The 13,137-nt window shown below is 47.1% G+C and carries 12 protein-coding genes and 1 pseudogene; 1 reads left to right on the plus strand and 12 read right to left on the minus strand.

Annotated features, from left to right (window positions below; all coding sequences use genetic code 11):
• Positions 1–8: 8 nt before the first annotated feature.
• The 11 genes and pseudogenes from AB432_RS22145 to AB432_RS22190 all read right to left on the minus strand — a co-directional run bounded on the left by AB432_RS22145 (position 9) and on the right by AB432_RS22190 (position 9,667).
• A complete protein-coding gene (locus AB432_RS22145; RefSeq protein WP_048034116.1) occupies positions 9–779 on the minus strand; it encodes a DeoR/GlpR family DNA-binding transcription regulator in 771 nt (256 codons plus the stop codon).
• 19 nt (positions 780–798) lie between these two features.
• Positions 799–1,263 carry an SRPBCC family protein gene (locus tag AB432_RS22150; RefSeq protein WP_048034117.1) on the minus strand — a complete coding sequence of 155 codons (465 nt, stop codon included), beginning with the start codon at positions 1,261–1,263 and terminating at the stop codon, positions 799–801.
• Positions 1,264–1,290: 27 nt separating this feature from the next.
• Positions 1,291–2,130 (minus strand): NAD(P)/FAD-dependent oxidoreductase, encoded by an 840-nt coding sequence (locus tag AB432_RS22155; RefSeq protein WP_048034118.1) that lies wholly within the window; start codon positions 2,128–2,130, stop codon positions 1,291–1,293.
• Positions 2,127–3,542 carry an NAD(P)/FAD-dependent oxidoreductase gene (locus AB432_RS22160; protein ID WP_048034119.1) on the minus strand — a complete coding sequence of 472 codons (1,416 nt, stop codon included), beginning with the start codon at positions 3,540–3,542 and terminating at the stop codon, positions 2,127–2,129. The genes AB432_RS22155 and AB432_RS22160 overlap by 4 nt, the downstream gene beginning before the upstream one ends.
• A gap of 166 nt (positions 3,543–3,708) precedes the next feature.
• On the minus strand, positions 3,709–5,751 hold the full coding sequence (locus AB432_RS22165) for a methyl-accepting chemotaxis protein (protein ID WP_048034120.1): 2,043 nt from the start codon (positions 5,749–5,751) through the stop codon (positions 3,709–3,711).
• Positions 5,752–5,964: 213 nt separating this feature from the next.
• A complete protein-coding gene (locus AB432_RS22170; RefSeq protein ID WP_048034121.1) occupies positions 5,965–6,552 on the minus strand; it encodes a DedA family protein in 588 nt (195 codons plus the stop codon).
• Between the two features lie 188 nt (positions 6,553–6,740).
• Entirely contained in the window at positions 6,741–7,472 is a 732-nt protein-coding gene (locus AB432_RS22175) for a hypothetical protein (protein WP_048034122.1), read from the minus strand.
• 13 nt (positions 7,473–7,485) lie between these two features.
• Positions 7,486–8,292: an EndoU domain-containing protein gene (locus AB432_RS31435; RefSeq protein ID WP_327378074.1), complete on the minus strand. Its 807-nt coding sequence runs from the start codon at positions 8,290–8,292 to the stop codon at positions 7,486–7,488.
• Positions 8,293–8,394: 102 nt separating this feature from the next.
• Positions 8,395–8,814 (minus strand): annotated as a pseudogene (locus tag AB432_RS31165) (DUF4280 domain-containing protein); the annotation flags it as partial.
• Positions 8,815–9,065: 251 nt separating this feature from the next.
• Complete coding sequence (locus AB432_RS22185) at positions 9,066–9,272, minus strand: YqgQ family protein (protein WP_015892550.1); 207 nt, start codon at positions 9,270–9,272, stop codon at positions 9,066–9,068.
• Complete coding sequence (locus AB432_RS22190; protein WP_048034123.1) at positions 9,269–9,667, minus strand: hypothetical protein; 399 nt, start codon at positions 9,665–9,667, stop codon at positions 9,269–9,271. The genes AB432_RS22185 and AB432_RS22190 overlap by 4 nt, the downstream gene beginning before the upstream one ends.
• Positions 9,668–9,689: 22 nt before the next feature.
• On the opposite strand from AB432_RS22190, the gene AB432_RS22195 reads away from it, so the two are divergent.
• Complete coding sequence (locus tag AB432_RS22195; RefSeq protein WP_082195978.1) at positions 9,690–11,027, plus strand: MFS transporter; 1,338 nt, start codon at positions 9,690–9,692, stop codon at positions 11,025–11,027.
• Positions 11,028–11,081: 54 nt separating this feature from the next.
• Here the strand turns inward: AB432_RS22195 and abc-f are convergent, their stop codons facing one another.
• The gene (gene abc-f / locus AB432_RS22200; RefSeq protein ID WP_048034125.1) at positions 11,082–13,007 is read right to left on the minus strand and encodes a ribosomal protection-like ABC-F family protein; all 1,926 of its coding nucleotides are present in this window, start codon (positions 13,005–13,007) and stop codon (positions 11,082–11,084) included.
• Positions 13,008–13,137: the final 130 nt, after the last annotated feature.

Here is a 13,137-nt window from a genome sequence, read left to right on the forward strand (position 1 = left end):
CATTTGCTTTACACGGATGTCTTAGCAACGATGACTTGCAATCCTTCCTGAGCGAGTCGCCCAGCAAGAGATTGGGGTAGTTCCTCATCTGTAATGACTACGTCGATGTCGGATAACTCTGCCACCCTCATAAAAGCGGTTACATTTATTTTGGAATGATCAATCAGTACATATGTTTCTTTGGCGTTTGTAAGCATCAACTGCCTGATGTCTGCCTCGCCCACGTGGTAATCCGTAAAACCAGTTTCTGCTGCCAATCCCCCCACACCAATAAACGCTTTGTCCACAAACAAGCCCTCGAGGCTTTTCCTGGCGATCGGACCGGACATGGCCAGATCCCCTGCGCGCAATTCACCTCCACTCATGATCACCTTTGCATCCGGGTGATGAGATAGTTCCAATGCCACCAGTAGCGCATTGGTTATCACCGTAATCCCCTTTTTATGATAAAGGTGTTTGGCGAACAATTGTGTCGTCGTGCCCAAATCAATATAGATTGCGTCACCGTCCTCCACCAAGGAGGCGGCGGCGACCGCAATCGCCTCTTTCTCCGCCAAGTTTAATCCACTCCGCTTGGCATAAGGAGGCTCCACGTTGGTTTTATTCAGAATAGCGCCACCATGCACCTTCTTGAGTAGTCCCTGCTGCTCCATTTCATACAAATCCCGCCTGATTGTTTCGCGTGTCACCGTTAATCGGCTGCATAGCTCTGCAATACGAACGGATTGATTTTCTTGTAGCATTTGCAGGATCAGCTGCTGTCTTTCTTCTTGTAGCATGGATGATCACCATCTTCTCTTAATTGTATATCTCTTGACTAGACTGGAACAGGGTCTGGACGTTCGTCGCAAATTCTTCTGCCTTTTTCTTCACAGTCCCCTTCATTAGTATATCTCCTAACGATGCCAGTCGCCCTGTCATTTGCAAATCCATCTCGTACTGCACTCGCGTGGTTCCCGGCTGCTCCTCTTTTAGCTGAAGGTGCAATTGATTGCGGAACACGCCAGCCAACGCTACCGGTTGTCCGGTCATCTCCACTTGCAGCGCTTCTCCGTCTACCGCTTCTTTTAATTCCCCCGTCACTCGGAATTGAATCGTCATAAACTGTATCTTCACTTCCATGTTCGCTTCATAACTGGTGGGACTGCTCATTTTTACTTCATTGCAGCCTGGTACGCAACCTGACAGCTTTTCAACATCCATAAAGACGGACCATACATCTGCTTTACTTGCCTGAATCGTAAACGAGTCGGATAGCTTCATCGTAAACTCTCCCTTCTGATGCTCGTTTTACAAGAGATGCTTGGCTGTTTCTTTTGCCCATTCCATCGAATTCGTGTGATCATCGTCACCAAGGCAGGTACAACTCCCTGCTGCATAAATATCTGGCAGATTCGTTTTCCCTGTGGCATCTACAATAATCGCATCTTGATGATCTCGCTCGATCGGTGTTCCTTTCAAGAAAAACGTACAAGGCACCCGACCCTTTGCAAAAATGAGCGTATCGCACGCCACTTCGTTTATCTCATCCGTCATCCGATTCCGCAGTTGTACTCCTTCTACCCGAGACAATCCCTTGATAGAGGTAAGCTCCCAATCTAACTCAGCATATTTGACCAGATTGCTCGTCTCTTTTTCCAGAAGGGTCGCTGTACTGCGAGAGATTCTGCCATTCTCGATCAACACAATCTTGCGGCCCGGCTGATATCCTCGCTCTATTAGCTGCATCGCCATCATCGGAGTCATGACTCCTGCCGGACGTGTCCCCGGGATTTTATGCGCTTCACGCGGTTTTTCCAGTGAGCCTGAGGCGATCAGTACCTTTTTTGCCTCAATAGAATAGGTGCCCATCGGCGATTGGACGTACAACTGATGCAATTGACCGTTTCCGCCTGGGAAAAAACCGACGACTGTTGATTGTTCGTGAATCTCGTAGGGAAGCGACGCGGCTTTTTCCAGAAGCTCCCGTTCTGGAGCAAACTCGTCTGAGCTCCAATACGGTAAGGTGAAGCCACCTCTTCTCTTCTGGTAATCGATCATCAGAACAGAGCTAACTCCTCCTTCCCACGCTGAAAGGGCTGCCGTCAATCCCGAGATTCCTGCTCCAATGATCACCAAATCATACCTCATGCCTGCTTCTCTCCTTGTACTACAGCTAGATAAGAGTTTCTTACTCCTTTTAAAGGCTGCTTCCCGGTGTGTTCAGGATAGGTCTCGGCCATAACATCGATGATTTTGGGAATACAGCAGTTTCCTTGGCATTCTCCTAAGGTGGCGCCCGTCCGCCGCTTTACTCCATCAATGGTCTGCGGGGTGAGGACACGCTTCAAGGAATGGACGATCTCACTCCGGGTAATGGAGCGGCACAGACAAATGATTTCTCCTGTTTCCTGCTCCTCCGAAAAAAGATCCGGCAGGGCATGCTGTGACTGTTCGTTTACTAGCAGCTCAAGCCCGGCTTTCTGAAGAGTTTCCGCTACCAGCTCTGCGATGCCAGGAGAAGCAGAGAGTCCGGTGGAACGTATCCCGGCGGCATGAATCATGCGTGGCTGTACAGTGGATGGACGGATGACAAAATCTCCCTCGCTGCAAACTGCCCTGACCCCGGCAAACTGACGAATCGTAGAAAACTTTCGAGAGTCGGGAACCAGTTTCTCACAGCCTGCCAGTACCGTTTCCATGCCTGCCTGTGAGGTGGAACGATCCCATTTGTCTGCTTGATCCTCTGCCGTTGGCCCAAGCAGAAAACCGCCGAACACGACTGGCGAAACCAACACGCCCTTGGAGGTTTTCGTAGGAACAGGCAAGATGATTGAGGAGATGGATACCGCCTCTTCAGTCAGGATAAACTGGCCTTTACGTGGTGAAATCGAGAAGCTCTCATCTCCCACCATCCGGGCAATTTCATCGGACCATAATCCGGCCGCATTCACCGCATAACGGGTCGTAACCGTTTCACCATTTTCCAGCGTAAGGAGCAAGTCCTCTCCATCCGGTACAGTCTCGATGCGGGAGACGCCTTGCCCTAGCACAACCTCCGCACCGTTTAGCACTGCTATCTCTCCGAAGGCTCTGGTGGCCCAGAATGGATCGCAGATCGCTTCACCCGGTACTGCCAATCCGCCTGTTACGTTGGTTGTCACAGCGGGATTCATTTCCAGAATCTCCTCAGCAGACATCCAGTGAACATCTACGTCATTCGCCTTTGCATGGGGAACATAGGTGGTTTCGATGATCTGCTTTTCTTCGTCGTTTGTCGCCACCATGACGGCGCCACATGGAAGGAAGGGGATTCTCAGATTCTCAACCAACATCGGCCATAAGCTGCGGGAGCGGCGAAGGCACTCTGCCTCAACCGTGCCTGGCTTTGCATCAAACCCGGTATGAACAATCCCACTGTTCGCCTTGCTCGTCCCTTCACAAACATCAGGCTGCTTCTCGATTAAAAGCAGTCTCAGTTGATAAAACGAAAGGGCGCGTAATATGGCTGTACCGACTACTCCACCACCAATCACCACAACGTCATACTTATGGTTTTGCATTCTGTTCCACCAGCCTCGGATTTTTGTTTGCAAAATATTGCTTTAGTTTGCTTTATGTAGTATTCATTATATTCCGACTTGTATTTTTCTGTCAATAAATGAACTGCTCCCATCGCATGACAGCAGCAGTTCATCATTTTGCATTTTTTTGCAAACAAACAAGTGGTTAGAGAGTGAAACGATTGATCATTTGCTGTAATTCCTTTGCCATCTGGTTTAGCTGCTCTGCGGATGTAGAGAGCTGGTTCATCGAGATGCGTTGCTCTTCCGTTGAAGCAGCCACACTCGATGCACTTTCGGCAGATTCCTTTGCAATTGAGGACAACTGCAAAATAGATGCCGTCACCTGTTCCGTTGCCGCTGACATTTGCTCCGCAACGGAGGAAATCTCCTGAACCTGATCGGCTACATCCTGGGTAGAATCCATGATCCGGCGGAATGCTTCCCCTGTCTCATGGGCGATCTGGATTCCAGCTTCGACCTCTCGCGTTCCCTCATCCATGGCTTGTACCGCTGAAGTCGTTTCCCGTTGGATTTCGGTAATCAGGTTGGCAATTTGGTTGGCCGAGTCGTTGGACTGCTCTGCCAGCTTGCGCACTTCATCCGCTACCACTGCGAAACCTCTTCCCTGTTCACCTGCACGTGCAGCTTCAATCGCCGCATTGAGTGCCAAAAGATTCGTCTGGGAAGCGATGCTTGCGATTACTTCCACGATCTGTGAGATTTCTGCTGAGCGGCTATCCAGCGAACGAACGACATCGGCAGAATGGCTTACAGATCGGTTGATCGAATCCATCTGTCCTGACACCTTTTCTACGGATTGGTTGCCCGCCACCGCTTCGTTTGCCATATGTTTCGATGACTCGGCCATCGTGGAGGAAGCTTCTGCAATACGTTGAATACCGATCGCCATCTCTTCCATGGCCCGCGCACTTTCTTCGGCACTATGCTGTTGATTCTCCGTGCCGGTTGCTACCTCTTGGAACGATGAGGCAACCTGACCAAAGGCAATTCGTGCTTCGTGGGCCTTCGTTGCGGAGGTTTCCGAGACTGTTCCTACTTGACCGGTATAGCCGTTAATATTTTGCATCATTCCGTGCAGATCTGTAATGAATGCATTAACCGCTGTCGCTACGTCGCCAATCTCATCCTTGCGCCGGATTGAGATCGTCTGGGTTAAATCCTTTTTCTCCACCAAGTTCACGATGCCTGCTTTCAGTTGCAACAGTGGACGTGCTACCTGTCGATTGACAAACCAATACAAGAGCACGAGGAAAATACTGATGGAGACACCAAAAATAATCAGGCTGATGTAAAAATATTGGGTAATCGGTCCGTTAATCTCTGCTGCTGGCATGACAGTAGCTAGCGTCATACCTGTTTCCCCGATTGGAGCGAAGGTGACGTATTGCGTTTGTCCAGCTATGGTTGCTTGCGTCATACCCGTAGCGGTTGCTTCTGTTATTTGATTGGCAATATCCCGCAATCCCGTTTCAGACTCGTCCGTTATTTTCACCTGCAAGTTCTTTTGTGCATCGCGATGAGAAATGTAAATACCCGACTTGGAAACGATAAAACCATAACCTGTTTCGCCAACCTTCAGATTTTCGATGCTTTTGTTAAGCTCCGTAAGCCCGATATCCAATGTCGTCGTACCACTGATCTTTCCTCCCACTTTAATGGGCGCAATTGCTGTAACCATAGGAACTTTGGAAATGGGGTCGGCATACGGTTCTGTCCACACATATGGTTTGTCCACCATCCCCGCCTTGTACCAATCCTGTGCGAGATAATCATAGCTGCCGTCGCTGTAAGCCGGATCGAGCTCTACCTTGTCGTTATTGCGGATAGCATACCTGCCATACAGCTTTTGCGAGCTGTCGAAGCTGTATGGCTCCATCCAAAATCCACCGCCCACAATCAAAGGTTCAGATGCTACGACATCGACCAGCGTCCCTTCCATTTGCTTGATTGTTTCCTTGGAGCCATGCGAGACAGAATAAGTGAGTGTTTCCGAGAGCTTGCCTGTCTTGTCCAGCATCCCATTCAGATAAGCCGCCTCTTTGGCTACCTGCATTTGTAGCTTTGCTTCTACTTCGTTCGAAATAATTTGCTCAAACTGGAGAAAACCAAACACTAGCTGAAGAATAAAAATACCGATGGTGATGGCAGCCAAAATGGTTACCAACACATTTTTTATGCTCCTCATGCAAAAGCCTCCAATCACACAAATTGAAAAAATAGAAATCTATGACACGACGACATTTGGTAATCTACCCTATTATTACCATATGTAAACTTCTTCTTTACAAACTTTTTAAAACATCAGAACATAACGACAATCAATCCACATAACAAAAAGGCGCCTGCCATCCGAAAAGTTCGTGGATAGTAGACGCCGTATTCTAGTAATTCGTATCGATTACGAAACAGGTGGTTGCTTATTCGTTCTCGCTTCTTTCATTTCAGCAAGACGCTGCAATTGGCGAATCATGAGGAACGAAAACACTGCGAAACAAACAATCGTCAACGTAATTTTGCTATATTGATAAACGCCCGCAACCATTATTTCCAGTTGATCGAAGAACCAATAGCCTGCCACTAAGTAATGCAAGGTCCAAACGATACTGCTCGGCAAAAAGAATAGGAGGAACTGCCGAAACGGCATTCGGCTGGCACCGGCGAGGATCGGCACGATATGACGAATAATCGGAAGAAAGATACCAAAAGCAAGCAGCCAGCCCATTGACCCGCGTAATGCATACAGCAAATCAGCACGCAAGCCCAGATTCCGGGTCATCCAGCCAAATGCCTTCGCTCCCAGTAAGTACCCCGTGCAAGAAACGATGAAAAAAACGGGGTATATGACGGCATATGCTGTAAAAAAGTCCGCTCCTGTATTAGCAACCTGCGCCCCCACGGTCATGACCGTAATCTCATCAGGAATAAATTTTCCCAGCATGCCTGTAACCATCTCCCAGAATAGCTCGTAATACCCTGTAAGCTCCACCTGTGCCACCTCCTTTCTCTCTGCACTCTATCCTAACGGGTAAACCTTTCAAAAGAAGACAGAAATCCTTAAGAAAAGGATAAGTATTTCTGAAGAATTTCTTACGAAGTACGCAAAAAAGCTCATTCCTCCAAAATGGAATGAGCCTTTTAAGTTTATCAAGTCATTTCATTGAGGAATCAGGATGATTACCCCTCATTCCAAATATAATCCATTAATTCAAGCGTCAGAGAAGAAGTGATGAAGCCTTCCTCCGCTAGTTTGTGCGCTAAAAAGCTAGTTGCTTCATTTGACCTTTTCATTGACTCTTCTTTAAACTTTATATAAAAGCCACTTCTATCATACTCATAATCTGCTATTTTTAGTTCTTTTAGTAATTCTGCCAAATGAAATCCAGAGACTCCGAATAAAAATAACTCCTCTTTGTAATTGATAAATTCTATGTTGGTAGGAATTGATTGGCTGTAAATTTTAATTATGGTGTCTTTCAAATCATTGACGTTCTGTTTATCCTTCATTTTAGAATACAATTCAAAATCGTTAATGATCATAGAATCAAGTGAAATTTTCTGGCCTCTAGATAATATTTGTTTTTGGGCTTCAGGATCCGCTTCCAGGTTCTCTTTAATAATATGTGTGATCTGACTTAGCTTTAAAATAATGCTATCCATGACAATATAGTCAATATTCATGCCCTTACACATATTCTCGAATACAGGTGAAATATAGATTCCTTCAGTGTACTGCTCTATATTCAGCATTATCTTAATCGATAAGCCATTTGTATTCGCAATGAATTTCAATTGTTTTAGATTCCTAGAAGAATTCAAGTTTTTTTCGTCTATGCAAATGATTTGCTCATTTTCACTACAACTTATCATATCTTTTAAATTCATTCTCGAAAAATCAAGAGTGCTCATTATATCCTCCTATTTAAGGCAATAAAGATTCATGCAATGGGTACGCAGTAATTATATCTTTTATATTCGTTCCATCACCAGCCAAATACATTTCAATGGTCATTCCGTTATCTGCTTGTCCTCTATATCTATTAGTCGGTCTACCTAGGGAATCTAATTGCCTACTCTTATTCATATGAGCCTCCATAATCTTGTCTATTACTTCATCTGGCGTATATTTATTGCTAAAAAAAGATGAATACTCCGTTTTTTCTACTCCATTAATTTTAACTCTTCCTATTTTTGTTCCATATTTATCTGCCTCTCGAACAATTTCAATAATCTCGTTTCCTGGCGGGAGAACTTCGTCGGCATAGTGCCATCCCGATGCTTTAGCGTTTTTGACTTCTCCCTTAAATATATGTTCAGCAGTATTATCTAAAAATTCATATGGCTGCCTAACTTTTGGCATTTGCCATCCATTACCATTACCATTTCCAGTCCCCTTCTTCTTTTTCTTAGCCGCATCGAGTAAATTCCCGATGTTTTTACTTCTCCCAAAAGTTAGTGCTTGCAAAGCAAGCCCACCAACCGCAAGTCCGTCCGCGAGATTGATTTTATCATCCCGCAACGTATTCAAGTCCTCCTGCATCGGCTCAATATAACCTTCCCTCACAAACACGTTAACACCCTTAGGTAAATCCTCTGCCGCCTTTTGCAAACCTTTCGGCAAATCATTTGCGGCTTTCTCCAAAGCTCCTGGCAGCTCACTTGCCGCTTTTTGCATTGCAGCAGGAACATCTCCCAGCTTTGATATTCCTTTGACGAAGTTGTCCCACATGGTTGGCTTTTCCTGTGGCTTCTCGCAAGCTGGTCCTTGTCCAAAACTGGCATCTGAAGCTCCACTGTTAGCTGACGATTGAATCCCTATCGTGACACCACCCAAATCCTGCCCATCGTCTTCAATCTTGATCAGTCCGCAATGGAAACACATATTCGTGGATTTGTTCAGCAATGCGGGGTGTCCGCCGACCATTTTGTCCGCTTTACCATCGATCCATGGCATGGTCATCACAGGTGTGCAAGGCATCGGTGTCAATACACCATTATTAACTGAAGTGGCAGAGGCGACGGTGGGATTCTTCAAGTTGCTGCACTTTCCAAATGGCATGATATTGACGTTAGGAACGAAGTCCATGATGTTCATTTGCGGCTTCCCTTTTACAAAAACACCATGACTGAACGGCATTTTCAGCCGACTTAACTGACTTCCGCTACTGCATGATAAAATGGCGCCAACAACCACATAACTCTTGCGTTCCGCATTCGATTGTTGGACGGAGATACCTTCAATATTGGGCATACAGTCTCCTCCTCTCTGTAAGGTTCCTATACAGATGGAAGATGCTCGTGCTAATAGATGAAGACCAATATCCACTCTATATATAAAAAGGAAATAATGCCCATATGCTAGGTATCGGATACTGGACTGATAATAAAAAATAGGTATAAAGTTGCGAAATTACATTCCACGATAGGGTATCGACCACAAAAAAACGCGTTTACCATCTCCCGCATACACTCGGCTTGGTAAACACGTTCTTACTCTTTATTCTATTCTCTTCCCTCAGCCTTACGCTTGCTGCGCAACGCTGACATGGCTTCAATGAACTCTTCCTTGTCAATGACATTCAGCTCATATAGCTCCCGAATTTCATCTTCTATCAACAGCAAATCCCCTTCAGGATCGCCTGTATAAATAACCAATCCGAAACGGTGCAGAAACGCCTTCAAATCGAATTCATTCGGGTTTATTTTCAATGAGCTCCCTCCAGATCGATTTCCATCCTTGCGAGGACGGCATCGTAATCAAACTCGACAGCAAAGCCGGTAATGACGATGATCTTCGCGTGTGGATACGCTTCTTGCCACGCCTCCTCCTCTTCCGGTTTCAATCCGACGATATACAAAGGGTCCGCGGATAACTGTGGGTGTTCTTGACACAGGCGTAAAAACTCCCTGCATCTCTCCTGTTCGACAGCCGCATTCAGAACGAGGACAGCTCGCTCAATTTCTCCGGACTCTCTTTGTTTAGCCAGCAGCTCAAACGTTTTGACTGAAGGCACAATGGCATTGATCTCAGGAAAACGATCGAGCACTTCATCTAGCCAATCATCTTCTTGCCAGGCCAGGTAGTAAAGCATCGCAGTAGACATGTAACAAACACCTCATGGATATATACTTGACAATATAGGTAGCCATTCTTATTTCTTTTCTATTATAGCACGTCTCGCTATAACTGCCCACGTTGCTAGCTTGACTTCGCCTTTTCCTTCACGTAAGGTGGAAAAAGTAAACAATCCGCTTGAACAGATTTTTGTGCGAAAAGAGGTAGACGTAGTGAATAAGAAGCACCTTGCCCTCTTGTTCTTTATTGCTTTTTTCATCATGCTCGGTTTTGGCATCATTATCCCCATTCTTCCCTTTTTCGCGGAAAAATTGGGTGCGACTTCGTTTCAAATCGGCGTGCTTTTTGCCAGCTACAATATTATGCAGCTGGTGTTTGCACCGATTTGGGGAGCACTTTCAGACAGAATTGGTCGAAAGCCACTCATCTCATTCGGGCTGTTCGGCTTTTCCATCACCTTTATCCTGTTTGGACTAGCTGACAGTTATACAGAAATGCTCCTGTATCGCATTTTGGGTGGGATCGTCTCGGCTGCCGCATTGCCAACCGTAACCGCTATGGTGGCGGATCTCTTCCCTTCAGAGGAACGGGCAAAAGGGATGGGAGTCATTGGCGCCGGGATTGGACTTAGCTTTGTCTTCGGTCCGGTAATTGGTGGACTCCTCAGTGAATTCGGCTTTGCCGTTCCCTTCTACGCTTCGGGTATCGTGGCGTTGCTTACGTTTTTCCTGATCCTGTTTGCCTTGCCAGAGAGCTTGCCGAAAGAAAAACGGGCGAATCTGCAAAAAGAACAGCAACAAAATCCACTTGTCTCTTTGTTTGGTTCCATGTCCTTGCTGTACGGTATTTTGTTCACTGTCTCCTTTGCTTTTTCCGGACTGGAAACGACTTTTGCCCTGTACATAAGTGATTTGTACGGCTTTACCTCCAAAGACCTCGGCTATATGTTTCTCGTCATGGGCTTGATCGCTGCTGCGGTACAAGGCGGGCTCATCGGAAGAATGGTCAAGCAGCTAGGGGAAGCAAGTGTCCTCGTCATTGGGATGATTCTTTACGGTATTGGTTTTTTTGCCATTCCACTGTCGGGTAACTTTTGGGTGCTGGCGCTGATCCTCTCGTTATTCGGAGCGGGTCAAGGGATGATCAGAGCGACAGCTACAGCAATGATCACTCAACGAACCACGCAAGGCCAAGGCGTGACGAGTGGGGCAATTAGCTCGATGGACAGCCTTGGACGCATCTTGGGTCCATTAGCTGGTGGAGCGGTTTACCAAGTCTCGCACAGCGGTCCGTTCTTCCTCGGAGGAGTCTTGATGGTACTTCTCCTCCTCTGGTTCGTCAGCAGCTATCGTCGCCTGCCAGAACCAAGCACACAAGCGCAATCGTAAGCCATACAAAAGGCAGCACCGCCAGCATTCTACACTTTGCTGACGGTGCTATTTTTATTGTTCCTGTAGCTCCATCCAAGCCGAAAAGGTTACCTCTATCTCCTGCTGAACCTGATCGATCGCTTGTTGCCAAGCCACTAACTGCTCGTAATCGGCGCCTTCACTCTGGAGCAAGGACGTCAGTTCACCTTTTCTTCCTTCTAATGAAGCTATTCTTTGTTCAAGCTCTGCCAGCTTATATGGATTCGGACGTTTGGCTGTCGCATTCGTCACGGCCGTCTCTTGGACCTGCTTGACGGCTGGCTGCTTTCGCTCTATATCCTCCGGCCTACTGGCACGAGCAGCGATCCGCTGTTTTTGCTTTTCCCTTGCTTCCTCATAGGAACCCACATCATGAACCAACCGCTTATTTTCTACCCAAAACACACCATCTGCCATCTTTTGCAGGAAATAGCGATCATGCGAGATGATGAACAACGACCCGCGAAAATCCGCCAATGCTTCCTCCAATGTTTCTCGCGCTTCAATATCCAGGTGGTTGGTCGGTTCGTCCAGAATGAGCAGGTTGATTTCTTGATGCATCATTTGGGCCAAGCGCAGTCGCATCCGCTCTCCACCGCTCAACTGCCCGATCCGCTTGAAAACTTGTTCGCCGTAAAACATAAACCGTGCCAGCAAATGTCGTGCTTCTGGCTCCGTCACTCTGGCTACTTCACGGAAAACGTCAATCAGCCGCTGATTTTGATCCCCTTCCAAAGCCTGCTGTGACAAGTAACCTACCTTTACGCTGCTACCAATTTTCAGCGTACCTGCGTCTGGCTCTAACTCACCAAGCAGCATACGAATCAGCGTAGATTTACCGCAGCCATTTGGTCCAAGCAGCGCTTTTCGCTCCCCGTAGCGCAATAAAAAGCTAGCGTCCGCAAACAACTGTTTTCCGCCAAATGTTTTCTGTACCCCTGTCGCTTTCAGCACATCCTGCCCGCTTCGGTCGGTCTTCATAAACTGCAAGCCCATGCGATCCGCTTCCATTTTCGGTCGCTCGATCCGCTCAATTCGCGCCAGCGCTTTTTCCATGCTTTTTGCCCTTCGGTGAAAAGCCTCGTTCGGCGGATTGGAGCGATTGCCCCACTCCTTGAGCCGTTTGATTGTCTCTTTCATTTTCTTGATTTGCTTTTGCTGTTCCTGATAAGCGGCAAACTGGCGTAGCAACCGCTCTTCACGCTCCGTAACGAACGCGCTGTAATTGCCGATATAAAATTCGGCTTCTCCTCCGTCCACATGATAGACAGAAGTGACGACGGCATCCAAAAAATAACGGTCATGGGAGATGATCAGGATCGTGCCCTGATAATTTTTTAAAAACTCCTCCAGCCACTCCATCGACTCCACATCCAGATGGTTGGTCGGCTCATCCAAAAGTAGAACATCGCTTTGTTGGCAGAGTAGCTTGGCAAGGCCAGCCTTTGTCTTTTCCCCACCGCTGAGTTGTGCAAAAGGTGTCGCTAACAATTCTGAACTAACTCCCAAGCCCTGTGTCACCTGGGTCATTTTCGTCTCCCACTGATAGCCATCCAGTTGTTCAAATTCATCTTGCAGCTTTTGATAGCGCAGCATGAGGCGGTTTAGCTCTTGTTCATTCTCGTAAAGCAATCCCATCTGTTGCTCGAGCTCGCGCATCTGCTCTTGCAGCTTGATGACATCGGCAAACGCGCTGGCTACGACATCCGCCCCCGTCCATTCAGCCGGATACTGCGGAGTTTGCGGCAGGTACGCCCATATCGTTCCTTTTGCCCGAAAAAGCTCACCAGAATCGGGGCTTTCAATGCCTGCCAGCAGCTTGAACAACGTGGTTTTGCCTGCTCCATTCGGTCCGACGATCCCGACACGTTCTCCTACTTTGATTTCCAATGTAATATCTTGTAAAACCGGATCTGCTCCGTACGATTTCTGCAATTGCTGTGTCGCGACAATAATCATGATTATTTCCTCCTTGAAAAGTTGGTAACGGTTCAAAACAATGGATTTCCTGGTGGCCCCGGCACAATTTTGGAGACCACACCGCACGTGCGAGTGGACGCAAAAAAGCCGCAGGCCATTACCTGCGGCA

This window comes from Brevibacillus brevis, from assembly GCF_001039275.2.
Taxonomy (GTDB): Bacteria; Bacillota; Bacilli; order Brevibacillales; family Brevibacillaceae; genus Brevibacillus; species Brevibacillus brevis_C.